Source organism: Maribacter sp. 1_MG-2023 (assembly GCF_030547005.1).
Classification (GTDB): domain Bacteria; phylum Bacteroidota; class Bacteroidia; order Flavobacteriales; family Flavobacteriaceae; genus Maribacter.
Map to the genome: position 1 here is coordinate 16649 of NZ_JAUOPN010000012.1, position 17439 is coordinate 34087.

The 17439-nt window shown below is 31.5% G+C and carries 17 protein-coding genes; 1 reads left to right on the forward strand and 16 read right to left on the reverse strand.

What is annotated here, in order from left to right:
* From Q4500_RS13455 to Q4500_RS13505, 11 genes are all read right to left on the reverse strand, one after another.
* Complete coding sequence (locus Q4500_RS13455) at positions 1-1485, reverse strand: type I restriction-modification system subunit M (protein ID WP_303600165.1); 1485 nt, start codon at positions 1483-1485, stop codon at positions 1-3.
* 57 nt (positions 1486-1542) lie between these two features.
* Positions 1543-1848, reverse strand: a complete 306-nt coding sequence (locus tag Q4500_RS13460) for an HNH endonuclease signature motif containing protein (protein ID WP_303600166.1) — start codon at positions 1846-1848, stop codon at positions 1543-1545.
* 210 nt (positions 1849-2058) lie between these two features.
* The gene (locus Q4500_RS13465) at positions 2059-2628 is read right to left on the reverse strand and encodes a restriction endonuclease subunit S (RefSeq protein ID WP_303600167.1); all 570 of its coding nucleotides are present in this window, start codon (positions 2626-2628) and stop codon (positions 2059-2061) included.
* Positions 2629-3763: 1135 nt separating this feature from the next.
* Positions 3764-4576 (reverse strand): SDR family NAD(P)-dependent oxidoreductase, encoded by an 813-nt coding sequence (locus Q4500_RS13470; RefSeq protein ID WP_303600168.1) that lies wholly within the window; start codon positions 4574-4576, stop codon positions 3764-3766.
* A gap of 181 nt (positions 4577-4757) precedes the next feature.
* A complete protein-coding gene (locus Q4500_RS13475; RefSeq protein WP_303600169.1) occupies positions 4758-5711 on the reverse strand; it encodes a 2OG-Fe(II) oxygenase in 954 nt (317 codons plus the stop codon).
* 97 nt (positions 5712-5808) lie between these two features.
* Positions 5809-6915, reverse strand: a complete 1107-nt coding sequence (locus Q4500_RS13480; protein ID WP_303600170.1) for an L-dopachrome tautomerase-related protein — start codon at positions 6913-6915, stop codon at positions 5809-5811.
* Position 6916: 1 nt separating this feature from the next.
* Positions 6917-7387, reverse strand: coding sequence for a cupin domain-containing protein (locus tag Q4500_RS13485; protein ID WP_303600171.1), 471 nt, complete (start codon positions 7385-7387; stop codon positions 6917-6919).
* Positions 7388-7405: 18 nt separating this feature from the next.
* Complete coding sequence (locus tag Q4500_RS13490) at positions 7406-8419, reverse strand: zinc-binding alcohol dehydrogenase family protein (RefSeq protein WP_088696692.1); 1014 nt, start codon at positions 8417-8419, stop codon at positions 7406-7408.
* Positions 8420-8436: 17 nt separating this feature from the next.
* The gene (locus Q4500_RS13495) at positions 8437-9222 is read right to left on the reverse strand and encodes a glycine betaine ABC transporter substrate-binding protein (RefSeq protein WP_303600172.1); all 786 of its coding nucleotides are present in this window, start codon (positions 9220-9222) and stop codon (positions 8437-8439) included.
* A 56-nt stretch (positions 9223-9278) separates the two neighbouring features.
* Positions 9279-9569 carry a putative quinol monooxygenase gene (locus Q4500_RS13500; protein ID WP_088696690.1) on the reverse strand — a complete coding sequence of 97 codons (291 nt, stop codon included), beginning with the start codon at positions 9567-9569 and terminating at the stop codon, positions 9279-9281.
* A gap of 39 nt (positions 9570-9608) precedes the next feature.
* A complete protein-coding gene (locus Q4500_RS13505; RefSeq protein WP_303600173.1) occupies positions 9609-10670 on the reverse strand; it encodes an L-dopachrome tautomerase-related protein in 1062 nt (353 codons plus the stop codon).
* A gap of 180 nt (positions 10671-10850) precedes the next feature.
* Here Q4500_RS13505 and Q4500_RS13510 point away from each other — a divergent pair, with 180 nt between their 5' ends.
* On the forward strand, positions 10851-11735 hold the full coding sequence (locus Q4500_RS13510) for an AraC family transcriptional regulator (protein ID WP_303600174.1): 885 nt from the start codon (positions 10851-10853) through the stop codon (positions 11733-11735).
* A gap of 604 nt (positions 11736-12339) precedes the next feature.
* Here the strand turns inward: Q4500_RS13510 and Q4500_RS13515 are convergent.
* From Q4500_RS13515 to Q4500_RS13535, 5 genes are all read right to left on the reverse strand, one after another.
* The gene (locus Q4500_RS13515) at positions 12340-13200 is read right to left on the reverse strand and encodes an alpha/beta fold hydrolase (RefSeq protein WP_303600175.1); all 861 of its coding nucleotides are present in this window, start codon (positions 13198-13200) and stop codon (positions 12340-12342) included.
* A gap of 15 nt (positions 13201-13215) precedes the next feature.
* Entirely contained in the window at positions 13216-13947 is a 732-nt protein-coding gene (locus Q4500_RS13520) for an NAD(P)-dependent oxidoreductase (RefSeq protein ID WP_303600176.1), read from the reverse strand.
* A 135-nt stretch (positions 13948-14082) separates the two neighbouring features.
* Positions 14083-14655 carry a hypothetical protein gene (locus Q4500_RS13525; protein ID WP_303600177.1) on the reverse strand — a complete coding sequence of 191 codons (573 nt, stop codon included), beginning with the start codon at positions 14653-14655 and terminating at the stop codon, positions 14083-14085.
* A gap of 53 nt (positions 14656-14708) precedes the next feature.
* Entirely contained in the window at positions 14709-16022 is a 1314-nt protein-coding gene (locus tag Q4500_RS13530; RefSeq protein WP_303600178.1) for an amidohydrolase family protein, read from the reverse strand.
* 86 nt (positions 16023-16108) lie between these two features.
* Complete coding sequence (locus Q4500_RS13535; RefSeq protein WP_303600179.1) at positions 16109-17200, reverse strand: AraC family transcriptional regulator; 1092 nt, start codon at positions 17198-17200, stop codon at positions 16109-16111.
* Between the last annotated feature and the right edge of the window lie 239 nt (positions 17201-17439).

Sequence of the window (17439 nt, forward strand, 5' to 3'; positions counted from 1 at the left end):
TTAATATCCCATTTCTTTTAGATAAACCTCCATTTGGCTTTCTACCTCGTTTAATTTCACTTTAAGCTCAACTATCTCTTTTTGAGTCTCCATAATATCAACAGGCTCTTCTTCTATAAACGTATCTACATATCTAGGAATATTAAGGTTGTAATCGTTTTCTTGTATTTCCTCCAAGGTTGCAATATGGCTGTATTTATCTACAGTTTTCCATTCAGCAAAAGTGTTATAGATTTTTTCTACATCTTCATCTCTAAGTCTATTTTGGTTTTTCCCATTTTCAAACTCATTACTTGCATCAATAAAAAGTATCTCTGTATTATCTCCTTTATTTTTATCAAAAATTAAAATAGAAGCAGGAATACCTGTACCATAAAACAGATTAGAAGGTAAGCCTACAACTGCTTTTAAGAGATTCTCATCTATAAGCTGTTTGCGTATTTTACCTTCACTACTTCCTCTAAATAAAACGCCGTGTGGTAATATTACACCTGCTTTTCCGTGTTCATTTAAAGTTTCTATCATATGCGTTATAAACGCGTAATCTCCTTTACTTTTTGGTGGTATGCCTCTATGAAAACGACTGTATCTATCAGAAGAAGCATCTTCTGCGCCCCATTTATCTAAAGAAAACGGTGGATTTGCTACTACGATATCAAATTTCATTAATGCATCATTCTCTACCAGTTTTGGAGAATTCAATGTGTCACCCCATTCAATGTTGGCATTGTCCATTTCGTGCAAGAACATATTCATACGTGCCAATGCATAGGTAGAACCATTTACTTCTTGCCCATTAAGTGATACATTAGTGCTACCTACTTCTTTTGCTACTTTAAGTAGTAGAGAACCAGAACCACAAGTTGGATCGCAAATACGATCTCCAGCTTTTGGCTCAACAAGTTTAGCTAATAATTGAGATACTTTTGATGCTGTATAAAATTCTCCAGCTTTTTTACCTGCGCCAGCTGCAAAGTTTGAAATTAAATACTCATATGCATCACCAATAACATCGTTACCAACTAGATTAGATGGTCTTAGGTCTAATTGTTTAAAATCATTGAGAAGATGCTGCAAACGCCTATTTCTATCTGTCGTTTCTCCAAGGTTAGATTCACTATTATAATCTATGTTTCTAAAAACCTTTTCTAGTTTGCTTCTATTGGCTTCTTCTAATGCTTCCAGACCAATATTAATGATATCACCTAAATTGGTCTCATTACGTTTTTCATATAAATAGTCAAAAGACGATTTTTCTGGAAGTGAAAAGCGTTCGTGTTTTAAAGCTCTTTCTATACGTGCTTTATCTCCATTGTATTTTATTGCGTATTCTTCTTTCTTCTCTTTATTTACATCGCTTATGTATTTTATAAAGAGCATTGTAAGTATGTAGTCTTTGTATTGTCCTGCATCTACAGTACCTCTAAAGGTATCACAGGCTTTCCATACTTTATAGTTAATATCGCTTTGTGTGAGTTTACTCATTTTTATTTTATTTAAGGAGAGGTAGTTTTAGTACCTCTCCTGATTAGTTATTAAAATTTATGCGGCTTTGAATTTGCAATACCACGTAGGGTAATTGTCAGATTTGTGCCTATTGTTTTGCCAGTTTAATGGCTGAAGGTTTGATAAATTATCGGTTCCTCCTTTTGATACTGGTTTGTTATGGTCTACTTCCCAACCATACTCAGAACTTGTATTTCCGTATGCACTTCTTACCATCCAGATGCCACAAGCATCTTTTCTGTATTTATTGGCGTCATATCCAGTTACTACTTTTCCTTTTTGCCAAACGGCTTCAATAACCGCTTCGCTAAACGGTTGTCTATTTGTGTTTCTATTATACACTTTTATTAATTTAAAAATACACTCAATATCTCGGAGTAGAGCGTGTTAATCCGAGTCAAGACTTATCATTATTTTGATATGTCATAAGATTGGTATACATTTGTTTTTCCAAGAACATTGTTTTTATCAGTTCGGTGACAAGCCACTGAGAATAAACAATACCAATCTAAAGTCTTCAAGGCGACCAGCTTTAAAGGCTTTTTTTATGTCTTATAATTCCATTTTATTTGTTATTAATTCATTTAAAACTCCTTTTTTTAGAGCGTTTTTCTTTTCTAAAATTTTATTTGTTAAAGCAATCTCTTCATCAAGAAGGGCTAATACATTAATTACTTTTTGTTGTTGTTCTAAACTAGGCAGCGGAATTTCAAAATCTAAAACATCATTTTTTGCAATAGATATAATAGAAGAACCAACACCAAGTAATTCTAACTCATAACGTTTTCGTGCTGAATTAAGAACAGCTGCTAAATAGCGGCTGTAAACCTTTTCTTTATTTGCTCTAATAATGTAAAATAATGAGCTAGGAACAACCTTACCAAATGACTCATCGTAGCTCCAAGCAAAAATTCGCTGTCCTTTACCAGTAAGAATCACATCATTAGGTTGTAATAAGAACTTTGTATCTTTACCTGAAATGTTGATGAAACTGTCATCAAATAGCGTTGGATTTAAGAAATTGTCAAAATGACCAGTAGTAAGATATTTAGTATCTCCTTTCTTGCTTTTTTTCTTGTAAAGCCCAAATTGAACTTCTGCTATTTGATTAATTTTCGTCATAAAATTTCTTTGTAATCATTTTCTAATTTCTACAAAGATAGTAATATTTTTAAGTAATAACCAAATTTATTTCTTTGTAATTACTTTCTAATTTTAATAATATCAAACAACCTATTGATTAACAGGTGTTTAAATAATTATATTTTTTTTGAAAATTATAATTATGTAGAAAAAGGATAGTATAAGTTTATAATAATTATGATTTTTGGTGTTAATGAAGATTTGTACACCTACTCCCATTCCATACACATTACCACTTCGCTCCTATCGTCACTTGGGCAAAGAGTATTCCATTACATTTTTAAAGAAACTTATTAGAAGAAATTTTTTCAATAAAGTGTAGTAACAACTTTCGCTTTTAACCAAAGCTCAAGTTACATAACGCAGAACATTATAGTACAAATGTTATCATTTGGTTATTTAAGGGAGAAGTCCATTTGATAGCTATAATGTAGTATTATGTAAAATATCCCAGAAGCATTCGTTTTCATTAGAATAATTGGAACTTGGGTCATTAAACTATTAAGCGGTTTGCTTCGCAGCGTTTATAAAACATTTGTATCTATAATTAGCCGTTATGTAAAATAGCCGCTACCAAGCGCTCGATTGTTTTATAAAATCAAATTGCTCTGGCAATTTATTTTACACACAATTATCCACCGCTTGCCAACGCCAAAATAAAAGCTAACCTTTTTGCTCTTATTAAAAATCGCGTATTCGATAAAATGTACGTAATAAAAAATTTTAGACGATTCTCGTGGATTGCCACAAGAGCATAAATTTTAAGAAATCGACTTTTTAGGAGATTCACGAACACATTTGAAGTTTCTGCAAATAATTAAATATGTGAGTAAAAATAAAATTCTATGCACTTGTTATATGTAGAACTTCAATTAATCTTTTTTTTATTGATTCATTATCTTTTGTCTTGAAACAAAAGAAACAAAAATTCAAGGCTGCATAAACTTTTGGAAACAATTTACGGCTTATTCGCTATATTTTAGGAAACCTTGTAACTGGTTAACATTGTTTGAAATCCCTTGTATAATCGAAATTATTAAGAAACTGTATTACTAAACCCCTAAAATATGTACGCTCTTTTCGCCTATTGTTTTACCAAAATTTTATGAGGCCATTAAACTCCAATTAAGCTATCAGTTAAATCTAATAATATTTTAATTTTTTCAGAGCTATAAGTATCAGGATGCGCTGGAGAAAAGTATCCTTTTGGATCCCCTTTATCATTGTCAAAATACTTTCCTGAATCATTTTCATAATCATCAGACAATGCTAAATCTAATAAAATATCCATTCCTTTTTCTGCTGGAGACCAATGCTGACCATAGGCTTCATTAGCCATTTTTGTATTTAATAACGACCCTGGATTAACTGCTATAACCGTAATTTTTGGCTCTTGTTTTGCTAGATTAAAACTCCACATCGTCAATGCTAATTTACTTTGCGCATAGGTGCTATTTGCAGAGTCTTGCTCCTTCCCTATTAAAACAGCTTCAGAAACTGGTGCTTGTGCAGCAGAACTTAAATTAATAATTCTTGGCGCTTCGGATTGCTTAATGTTTTCTAATATGGCATTTGTCAACACATAAGGTGCTAAATAATTTACCACCATTCTAATGTCTAATCCGTTTTTATTCTGAACGTCTTTCGTTTTAAAAATTCCTGCATTATTGATTAGTATATCTATTTTAGGAATGTCCTTTTTAATCTGTTCTGCTAATTTTAAAACAGCTTCTAAATCGGAAAAATCAGCAACTAAACCATAAATATTCTGATTATTTGTTGTTGTTTTTATTTCAGAAACAACCGCGTCTACTTTTGCTTCATTTCTTCCATGTACATAAACTGTATGTCCTTTTTCGGCTAAACTAAAAGCTGTTAACTTTCCAATACCGTCTGTACTTCCTGTTATTATTATTGTTTTACTCATAATTTTTTTTATTAAAATATCACCTTGAGTTCAGATGCGAACTATAAAACCTTTCGACTGCGCTCAAGGTGACATTTTCTTATTTTTTTTTGAATTTTATTATAAAATTCTAATAAATAGTCCAGTAGCTATTTTTCCATATAATCATTGCCTAAAGCAAGATAAACGTTTTCTAATCCTTTTAAAAAGGTGCAAAGGTATCTTTGGTACTCTTTGGCATACTCCAACGCTCACGAGGACTAATACTTTCAGATGTAACAACTTTAGACTCTGAGTTATCGACACTACCGTAGCTACTTGCTCCACCTCTTGGAATTTGCATACGGTCTCCGTATAACCACACTACCAAATTACTACGTTGCCCACTAATAATTGGATGCGTAGCGTGTGCTACATCACCTCTGTGAATTATTGCTTTCCCTGATTCAAACGTAGTTTGCACTGTTTTTCCTGTGGTTTTATCATAGAAATCAACTTGCGAACCTGTAAATGCTTCACCGGGTAAGTTAATGTTGATATTCAAAGTCGCAGCAGAAGCATCCGTGTGACCATTTAAATCCTTGTCTTTATCTGGATTGTACCGAATAGAAAAACCAAATGTTTGGTTGTCATAACCATAAGTCCCCAATAACAAACGTGCAATCGGACGCATATAACGGTCCATAATATCGTTATAAAATGCTTGAAAATTCGGTGCTGCAAGATAACCTTCTGAGCGTGGATCAAGCATAATTCCATAACGATTCAATTGTATTCCGTATGGTGCTCGTTTAGGTATTTGTGAATTTACTACAGCTTCTAAATATTTACGAAAATCCGCTAAGCGTTCTGGGTTAAAAAACTGAGCAACATAAACACCAGGACTAATTTCTTCCCATAAATCGGCAACAGCATTTTCTTTTTCTGGATTTTCCCAAGCTTCTTTAATCGCCTTTTGCAAACGTGGATCTAGCAACGTCTCATCAGGAACTAGTAAATTGTCTTTGTTTTCAATTTCCCATTCAGCCCATGCCTCTTCAAGTAGATTTCGGTTACTATTCCAAAAGTGTGAAACTGAAGCTTCACGATTTAACGAGGCTTCACGAGAAGGTAAAGTAAGTGCACGGACTTGTGCGAGTATATTTTTATTTGTCATTGTTTATATGTTTTTTTTTCAAAAACGGTCGTTATAGGATATTTTGGATTGCTTTAAGTATAATTAAGAAACCATTAATCTGAAATTAACTTTTAAATTATCTAAAAGAAACCCCTGTTGTAATAGGTTTAAATCTGAAAATGTAAAATGGTTTTGTAGATAAATCTTTGCCATCATTAAACGCAGCACCTTTGTTTACTTGTGCTGCGGAAACGTACATATAACCATCTACATGATTGTAGCTTACACCATCTGGCCAAACCATATTAGCATCTTTAACCATGGTTTTTACGCTTTTATCTTTTGCCAAAACTACAGCCACACTATTGGTTTCTAAAGCTGTTAAATAAATATTGCCTGCTGTATCGATACTCATTCCGCCATTGTTTGGTTTTTCGGAATAGGTTTCGATTTTACTATCTAATGCTTCTTCTTTTAATACTTCATTTACTAAATCTAACGTTTTAATTCTGTATATTTTAGTTCCGTTTAACGGACCATAATAAATATATTCAAAATTAGCATCTGCAGTAATACCATCATTACCAACCAATAAATCTTTATCATTTACAGCTAAATGTTTTCCGTTAATTATTGTTGGTGTGTTTTCTGGTAAGGTTGTGCGTCTACCTTCCAGTAAACGACGTGTTTTACCTGTTTTCATATCCACAATAATGAAAGCCCCTTTACTGCCATCTCCTCCATTTCCAATGCCTTCATCAGCAATAATAAAAAATTCATGTTTAGTATCAACAACCATATCATTAGGTTGTGATTCTTTTGGAACTGAAGATTTTGGTAAGTAATATATACGCTCTAATTGGTTAGTTTTAGTGTTCCAACCTACAATTTTTGGTGTTACATTATCACGTTGTGCCATATCTAACATCCATACAATGCCATTTTTATCATTTCTTATTCCGAGGACATTACTTAAAAAATTATCGTCTGTGTCTCTTGGTGTATTCCATGCTTTATTAGGAAACGGTTTGCTTTCCTTGGTTTTAGCATCCATAATCATGACTCTGTTTTCTGGTGCAAAAAAAGGATGATGACTATACACTAAATCTCCGGAGTTTGTAAATGTAATATTACCAACTGCCTGCTCTGTAGTGGCAAAAACTTCAGAATCTGTTATTACTGTTTGAGCATTTGTTGTCATAACTGTTATAATTAGGCTTAAAGTGATTATATAATCTTTCATTTTACTTGCTTTTTTTTAAATAATCTGGCAGTTCTTTAGTTAACCAATCTTGACGAACAGGAACATGTACGTCTAAATCAACCGTTTTTTCTAAAGCCCAAAATTCATGTGGTACATTCTCAGGGAACACGATAACTTCTCCTGCTCCAACTTCAACAATAGTTTCTTTTCCATCAATTATGGTTTTAATTTTTACTTTACCAGACATGATGTAAGTAATCTGTTCGTTTGGATGTTTGTGCCAAGGAATATGTGCTCCTTTTTCTAAATTAAAAATGGTCATTTGACCTTTTTCTCCATGAAACCATTTACGCTTGATACCTTCGCCAATAGTTTCAGATGGCATGTCATCAAAATTGAAATGTTGGACTTTAGAGGTTGCTACAGAATCAATGGTTGTTACCTGTCCATTTGTATTTATTATAAATAATAAAGAAATGATTACTGCTACTAATACTTTTTTTGTACTCATTTTATAAACTTATTTTGATTAAAATAAAATAACTGTTTTTCCAATAGATTTACTTGATTCTTGTACTTCATGTGCCTTCTTTAAATTCGCTACTGTAAACCCTTCAAGTGTGGTTGTTAAAGTTGATTTTAAAGTGCCATTGTCTAATAAGTCTGCAACATGATTTAAAATTTCGTGTTGTCTATCCATATCTTCTGTGTTAAACATAGAGCGTGTGTACATTAATTCCCAAGAAAAAGTAACACTCTTAGATTTCATAATGTTTAAATTTAACGGCTTACTACTTTCTGTAATTGAAACAATATGTCCTTGTGGTTTTATAATTTCTGCAGCTGTTTCCCAATAGCCTTCTAAGTCCACAAAATCCAAAATATAGTTCACTTGAGAATGCCCGATTTTTTCTAATTCTTCTTTTAAGTTGTGATGATTTACCACAAAATCAGCGCCTAAATCTTTACACCAAGCAATTGAATCTGGTCTTGAAGCTGTGGCAATTACGGTTAAATTTCCTAGTTTTTTAGCCAATTGAATAGCAATAGAACCAACTCCGCCAGCACCTGCTAAAACTAAAACAGTTTTGCCTTGGTCTTTTTCTGGATTAATTTTAATTCTATCAAATATTGCTTCATAAGCAGTTAAACTTGTTAAAGGCATTGCTGCAGCTTCGGCAATTGTTAGGTTTTTTGGTTTACGACCTACTATACGCTCGTCGACTAATTGAAATTCAGCATTACTTCCGCTTCGTGTAATGTCACCTGCATAAAAAACTTCATCACCTACTTTAAATTTTGATGTTTTTTCACCTACAGCTTCCACTATTCCTACAGCATCCCACCCAATAACTTTTGGTGTTTCTAAAACTGCATCTTTTGCAGCAGATTCTCTAATTTTAAAATCTACTGGATTTACAGAGTTTGCTTGAACTTTAACTAAAATGTCAAATCCTGTTGGACTTGGTTTTTCTGTTTCAAATAAAATGAAACTATTTTCTTCTTGTATTGGTAATGATTGTTTAAATCCTATTGCTTTCATTATATGTTTTTTTTAAATTATCTATTTTGTTCTAACCAAGTTTTGGTTACTTTATCTATGTCCATACCTTCAACGCTTACTTTATAATCCAATTCAGCGATAACATCATTGCCAAAACGAAGGCTGTCTAAAACTTTTAATTGCTCTGAAGAGAATAAATCTTTTTTATCATCTCTAATTAATAAAACAGCTTCGTCCACAACTCCTAATAAACCTTTTGGGTCTTTAAGTTCTCTAATTTTGTGTTTATAATGTAAAAATTGTGGTTTCCATAAAGGCACAACAATCCACTCTTTATTAGCAACGGCGTTTTCAAAAGCACTGAAACAATCTTCTTCTGTTCCTGTATGAAAAGAGTATCCAGCTTCACCTAAATTGTAATCGGTAATCATTTGAGCAGAAAAACGACTTATACCAGCTCCAGGATTAATACCTTGAATTCTACGATTCATTTTTGCTAATACTTCTGGTTTTAATAAATCTGAAACTTCACTTACATCTTCTTCAGAAACATATTCTGGAACTCCCCATAAGGCATAAGGCTTGTAATGAAGTCCTAAATTTGTAAGTGGAACCGTTTTTTGAACTTCTGCCCTATATCCACCATGACTAGAAGGTAACCAAGCAGATGTTAAAAGGTCTGTCTTTCCTTCTTTTAGGTTTTGGAAGTTTTTTTCATGGTGCTCATAAATACGATTTACTTCAAAACCCATATCCAGGAGAATATTTGTTACTAATGAAGCCGCTATTCTGTGAAAAGATAAATTCGTTACGCCAATGGTTATTTTTTTATTAGATATCATAATATTTAGTATTGAAAGTAAAAACGTATCCGATTATGAATACGCTCGTACAACTATTAACCAATAACGGTCATTTCATTTAAGATAAATTCTTCAACAGCACCATCAGTAACTTTTAAGTATTCAGCTAAATGTTCATTATTCATATGCTCTTGCCATAGCTCTCTACTTTCCCAATTTTCATGAAATAAAAATAGGTTTGGATTTTCATTATCTTGATGTAGGTCATAATTTATATTTCCTTTTTCGGCTCTTGTAATTGGAATTAATTTTAATAATTCTGCTTTTACAAATTCTCTTTTTTCTTCTTTAGCTACTATTCTGGCTACAACTGTTAACTTGCTCATGATTATTATTATTATTATTATTATTAAAATGTTTTTATGTTATTTTAAAAGTTTTGTTTTTACAACTAAATAAGGTCCAGTACTTACGTCTTCACCATTGTTTAAAGCAGCAGTTCTGTTTAATTGATCTACTGTACCATAAATAAACCCGTCGTTAGCAACGTATAAACCATCTGGCCATGATTGTCCTTCTGGAATTTTAGCTAGCGTTGTATAGGCTTCTTTTGTGGATAATCCTATTTCACCATCTACAACATTAGTTACATAAACGTTTCCGTTTTTATCAACAGCCATTCCATCAGAAAAAGATTTAACACCAAATCTTTCTATGGTATTCACTAATTCTTCATCAGAATTGAAACTACTTGCAGGTACTCTGTACATTGTTTCTCCATGTAATGCTCCAAAATATACCCAATTAAACTTGGGATCGATAGCAATTGGATTCAATGCAAAACCACCTTCCATTTCTGGCATCATTGATGGATGGTTTTGTGCCATTCTTTTAGCTTCGCCATTTTCAGTGTTTATAACAATAAAAGCAGGTTCTGGTGCGCTTTTTAAATCGCCTTGAGTCATATCAGCAATGATAACTCGATTGTGTTTTTCATCAATAATAAAATCTTGTAAAAAACTAGCTGGCTTTATCACAGCTTCTGGAATGGCAATAGTTTTTACTAATTTTTCGTTTTTAGTATCCCAAACCACAAATTGTTTTGCTCCCATATCTAATAACCAAAGATTGTCTTTACTGTCTGCTCTAATACCAATTACAGCTTTTAAGATTGAATTGACTCCAGTTGCATATTCATCATTAGGATATGAAACATTTTTACCATCTTTGTTTAATTCAAATACTTTAGTTGTTGGTGCAACCAAAGGGTTCATAGTAACGAATAGTCTTCCATTGCTTGTTACTGCTAAATTTCCTGGTCTAATATCTTGACTGGAAAATACGGTTTCAGCAGTTTTTATTTCATGTGTAACTTTTTCGATTTGAGTTGTTGTTCCTTCAGATTGAACATTCTTTTTTTCATTTGGTGATTTGCACATCACTAGTACTAATGAAGATAAGGCAGTTATTAATACTAATTTTTTCATTTTTATAATTTTTAAAGTTGATTAATAATTTCATTTTTAATTACACTGCAAAGTTACAGGCAATATCAAATCCTATCTTTGTACAACGAATGGTTGTTTATGTATTTTTAGAGGTTTATAGTTAGTTTTTCGGTTTAAATTATATTATTTTACATAGATTTGTATAAAAACCAATGAAATATGGAAGTTTTAGAAGCATACAAACCTTTTGAAATACAAGAATTAGAATTGTCAAAATGGATTCCTAGAGCCGTTAAAAACAACTTTTTTGAATTAGTTCTAGTAAAACAAGGTAGCGGGACACAATGTATTAATTACAATGATTATGAATATAGTTCGGGTAGTATGTTCTTACTTCCACCTTTAAAATGTCATAAGTTTGATATTGAAACGCCTTCAAAATTTGTGTTTCTAAAATTCACCGATTCATTTTTTAAGGGAGTCAACAAAGTATCCATTGATAGAGATGAGTGGTTTAAAGAAGCTGCTTATATTCTTTCTAATTACAATCAGTTACCAGGAGATATTATTAAAAGTGAAGTGGATAGGCAATACTTGGAAAACCTGATTACCATGATTTTACAAGAATCTAGAAACTATAGTAAAGAGTCTATTTCTCTAATAAGAAGTTTAATGACCAGTATTTTAGAAATTTTGATTAGAAATATTAAAAAGGGTGATATTTATGAGGTCTCTGAAAACAATACGGATGATAGGATAACAAAAATGCTCACCTATATTAATGAAAATATTGATCAAACTAATTTACTTAAAGTTGAAAATTTAGCTGAAGTGTTTTTTATGTCACCAACTTATGTTAGTGAGTTTTTTAAGAAACAAGTAAAAATGCCGCTAAGAGAATATATCATAAAGGCGAAATTGAAACTTGTTGAAATTCGGTTGTTAAATTCTGATTATAGTTTAAGTGAAATAGCTGATGAATTGGGGTTTACAGATATAAGTCATCTTTCAAGAACGTTTAAAAAGTATGTTGGTGTTTCCATTCGCGAGTTTAAAAACAAAGGTGAGTACATGCTTTTAAAACGTAATGTTTGTGCTAGCTAGATAAATTATTAAAACATTCCATTCCACACACATTATGCTTCCCTCCTTCGTCGTCGCATAAAAAGTGTTACATTAACATTGCAGAAGTAACTTTTAGAATAAATTTTTTCAATAAACTGTAGTAACAACTTTCGCTTTTAACCAAAGTTCAAGTTACATAACGCAGAACATTATAGAACATTTTGCATTTGTAGTTTAGCCAGTGGCTGAAGTACAAATCAAGAAAGCTGGTGCGCTGGCATAATTCCACAAAAGTTTAAACCAAGTAGCTAAAATGATATTATGTAAAATATCCCTGAAGCTCTGATAATTGATTAAAACCTACAAAAGTACGTTATAAAAAATTTTAGGCGATCCTCATGGAATTGCCACAACAGTATAAATTTTTGAAAATAAAAATTCTATGCCCTTGTTATAATTTGAACTTTAGTTGAAGTTTTCTTTTCGTGTTATATCTTTTGTCTTGAAACAAAACAAAAAAAAATTAAGGCTGCATACACTCTAGGAAATAATTAACGGCTCATTTGCTATATTTTAGGAAGCACCTTAGCTCGTTAATACTGTTTTGTAATGTTTGATTAATTGAAACTCTCAATAAAGTGCATTACTGAGCCCCAAGTATTAGATTTACAATTCGGTTATTATCTGTGGTATTTTGAACGTGTTTAGATTGTTCTAGTAATATTGTTCTTTTTAATGAAGGAAATATTTTGTTAGCACGTATAATCATTTTATTGCCAGGAAACATCAAGTCATTTTTTGCCGCTATTAATGTTAATGGTGTTTTTATTGAATTAGCTTCACTCCTATTTATTACTGGAACAGGTGTAAAATCCATTTTAAAATGCAAAAACACTTTAGAGAGAAATTCTAATGCAAAGGCGTCTTTTTCTGTAAACAGCCCGTTTAAAAAATGTTCTATATATTTTGATTTCTTTGTTCGCATATAACGCTTCATTGGAATGAACACCTTTAATAATGCTTTTAAAGGGTTTCCATTTACTATATATGCGGGAGCTGTTAGAAAGACTTCTTTGATATTGGCATCTTTAAATTCTAATGCTTTTAATATGACTAAACCACCAAACGAGAAACCTGCGAGCGTCACATTTTTTAACGCTAGATTATCAATAACTTCATGTAACCACCTACCGTAATCAACATTCTTCATTGATAATCTCGTTTCAGCACTTTTATTGGGTTGCGCCAATACATCTACTGCAAAAACCTGAAAATGTAATTCTAACCCTGAATATGTTTCTAAGGCAATTGGTGCACAACCATTTGACCCATGAACAATTAGTATTGGTGGTTTTGATACATCTTCTGTGATAATTATATTGGTTTTACCAAAAGTCGTTTCAACGGTTTTATTATGATAATTGTTATTTAAATCCTTTAACTTTTTGTCATAGAGATTTAAAATTTCAGCTTTTCCTGTTTCAGATTTATATAATGATTCCATTTTTTCTTAATAAAATTAATTTTGATGTGAATTGCTATATATTACTGGCATCTGCCCTTTCCACTTCTTCCATAAGTTGTTGTCGGTAATTAGACTAGCCATAAAATGGCCTACATTTATACGGCTTACTTTGCCAGCATCAAAAATGGCACTTCTTATTGGGGAAGTATGTATTTCATAATCGGTGACCTCTTCTTCATTAATCAAACCATCTGGTCTTACTGCAACCCATTCAATGGATTTATTATTTTGACCAATTTGCGTGCGTAAATAATCTGCAGCTTTTTCATTATCTAAATGAGGTGGTAAAAGCAAGCGAAGCAGCCCAATGACACATTTTTGGGGAAAAGAAATAGGTTCGTTTAAGTCCCGATTACGATTGCCTGTAGTATTCATTAAAATGAACTTTATTGGTTTTTTGGGATTATTTGATTTTATCGAATGGCATAACCTTCGCGAAGCATCTGTCACCAATTTTCTTGGTTGCCCGTAAATACCTTTCAAAGTTAAATTATGACCAAGACAAGAAGCAACTGCATCACAATTGCTAACAATGGCAATCATTTCTGTATCACTTAATTCTAATAGACTTGCAGAGATAATTTGTAGGTCATTATTTGTTATCCATGATTCTGGCAACTTTTCTGGTGATCTTACAATTACTTTTACTTTATGTTTTTCAATTAGAAGTTGTTCTACTAATTGACTACCGGTTGCGCCACTTGCGCCTACTACTAAAACTGTCATTTTGATTTTTGATTGATTATAATACCTTTAAGACGATGTATTTCTATAATTGTTTCAATTACTGAAACCGTAATTTATGTAAGGTTTTAACAACACATAAGATTACATATTTGTTATGTTGTATTGAGTTATTTCTTATCCTTTTCCATATCCAAGGAAACTCACAATTAATTGATCTCCCATAAAAATTAAAATTATTGTAGCGAGTACTAGTGCATATTTGATGAGCTTTTCTTTGAATGATATTTGAGAAATCATTTTAGTACTAACAAGTTCTATTAGCAGTTTGCTTATCTTTTCTTTATTGATAACAAGAATTGTAAGTAGCATTATAAGATATAATGTTGCTCCAGCTAATGCACCATATTCGTCAAGAAAAAAAATGTCGAATACTATTACGTTTACCATTATTGGGATTAAAACCAGGGTGCCAATTAGTTTGGTTTTATTAAAAAGCAATAAAACTGCTCCAAAAATTTCTGCTAGCCCTATGAAAAGTAAATATCCATAAGAACGCCCCATGAAAACCCAAGCCAAGTCAAAGTCTGAAACTTGTCCTATTGGCATAAGGTCCAATCCATCTGGCATTCTTTCAGCCGTATAAAACTGCCCTCCCATAACCTTTCCTATTCCATAAACAGTTAGAAAAAAGAACACATAAAGGCGGCAAATGATTTCGATTATTTCTTTATAATTTATTTTTTTCATAGTTATTTTTTTTGATTGATTACAACGATTTTGTGTCTGAGTAGTAGTTCGTTTTATTTGTTCGAATTTTCTACATCTAATAAGATATTATTCAACTTTTTTCTATCAAACCATTTCCCTTTAATAACAACACCCAAAATTGTTTTTGTATTTCTTATATCTTCAAGGGGGTTTTTTTCTAATAAAACCAAATCGGCTAATTTTCCTTCAGTAACAGTTCCGCTTTGTGAAATTGTATTTAAATAACGTGCCGGAACAACTGTTGCTGTTTTAAGTGTTTCATAAGTGGAAAGTCCTGAATTGTATATTAACTCTAATTCGTGATGAAGAGAAAAACCAGGAAGAAATAAGCCATATGTATCACTTCCTGCCATTAATGGTACTCCTTGCTTATGTAGTAATAAGGTGAACTTTTTTTGCCATTCTAATTCATTTTCAAGTCGGATCAACGATTCTTTATCAGTAAACCATGAATTTTTTCTATAATTAATTTTATTGGACTTCCAATAATCTGAATAATGTTTTGGTAGGTATTTGATATTTTCATCATTATTCAATATTTCAGATTTGCTCTTATCGGCATACCGACTAATCATTTCAAATATTCCAAGAGTAGGAGAAACATAAACACCACTTGTTTTTATTTCTCTAGCTTTCTGGGTTAAAAATTTAATTGAGTTGTTTTCTTCTTTGGTAAAAATGTTCATGAACTCCTCTGTATGAGCAATTGATTTCATTCTTAATGAGAATTCTAATGGTAGTTTTCTTTGCCCGTGACCAATGACTTCGACTCTTTCTTTTTGAGCAACTTCTAATAATTTTAAGTATGTGTTCTTTGGAAGATCATCAGCAATTTTCAAATAGTCGTACCCTCTTAATTTATGATATTGTACTATAGTTTCAACAGAATCTATATGATTAAAGTGGTTTCTTTTAAGATATGGTCCGGCGGTGTAATAATGAGGAGATAGAATAACGTTACTTCGAGCGAGTGCTCTTATTTTTATATGATCTTGCCCCTCATATTCTGCCATGTTTCTTGCAGAGGTTATTCCATTTGCAATTAAAAGTTTAAACTCATTCTCAATATCGTTTTGTAGATGATAATGAGTTTCTACCAATCCAGGAATTAAATATTTGCCTGAAGCTTCAATGGTATCATCTATGTAGGTAGTTGACGCTTTAGAAGCTGATTCAATTTTCAAAATCTTTCCATTTGCAATAATTACTCTTTGATTAGTAATTAAGGTATCGGTATTCATTGGTATTACACTCACATTCTCAAACGAAATTATTTTTGTTTGAGCCAGAGCAACAGAACAGAGCATTAGAATAAATACTGGTAAACAATTTTTTAGCGTTTGCATTTTTTTTGATTTATTAATTTAATGCAAACGTACTTTTTATTAAAGCTTTAGTAGTTCGAAAATCGATACTCTTGATAAAATAGAACTTATTTATTTTTATATTCTTTGGGAGTTAATCCAGTTTCTTTTTTAAAGTTTGTGTAGAAGGATGTTTTAGAGTTAAACCCACATTCGAGACCAATGGATAGTAAACTATATTTATCAAACTTTGAGTCTTTTACCATTAGCTTTACATCTTTGATGCGATGAGAATTGATATAATCTGAGAAATTAACGGAAGTATTTTCTTTTATAATTTGAGATAGATATCCATTACTTATTTCTAGTTGTTGAGCAACACTATCTCTACTTAGATTGGGGTTGTGATGTATTTTTGTTTCTTCAATTAGAAGTTCCAGTTTTTTAAAATGAGAACTTTTTGAGTTTACAGAATCGATTGGTTTCTTTTTTTCTCTTTTCGTAATTTCTCTAATTTCATATTGGTCATTCGACAACTTAAATTGATACATACCTTTATAGGTTAACCAATAAATAAAAATGGAACTAAATGTCCATAAATAGGTAAGAGGTAATTTCTCTGAAAAGATAAATCGATAAGATTCTAATACAACTCCAAATACTATAATTAAGGAAAGAAAAGCCAAAAGATATTTTAACCATTTTTTACTCAAACTGTCCTTTTTAGCTATCGTATATTTATAGGCTAAGACAATCATGTAAATAGGAAAAATAATAGCTAGTAAACTAATTGTTTTATAAAATGCAGGAATGTAGTTTAAAATGATCGCAGGCAGGTTATACAATTGAAAAGTTGTACTTAAAGATAAAAAGATATTGAGTGCGCTTAAAAGCACAAAAGGCAAGTAAAAAACTTTTAGGCTTGGGGTACTATCAAGAACGTTATTAGAGGTTTTATAAAAGAAGACAAAAAAGGTTGTTGGATATAAAAACTGCCAAAGAAATAAATCTAGGATGCTAATTATTATTGGATCAGAACCGATATCCCAAAACCAATTATTAATACCAACAACAGCGATAATTAATAAAGTAAACCCTAAATATTTATTGTTTTTACTTCTGAAAAACTTAGAAAAGAGAATCACTAAGCTTAAAACTAAACAATGAAGAGTAGCTAAAAGTGAAACTATTTCTAAAAACGAGATATTGATTGATGACAAGAATTTTGGTTTTAGGTTTAATTCGTTTTTAATAAAGGGCTACGATATATTAATATATGATTAATTGTGATTTACATTCAGTAATGTAATGATTCGCAAGAAAAAATCATAATTACGAGGCTTTATCGAATCCAAATATAGTTTACAAATAATACTTTACTATTATTGAAAGATTTGTTTTAACTACCTTTCCACACACATTACATTCCCCGCTGATAATGAATTAAAATTTACCGCAG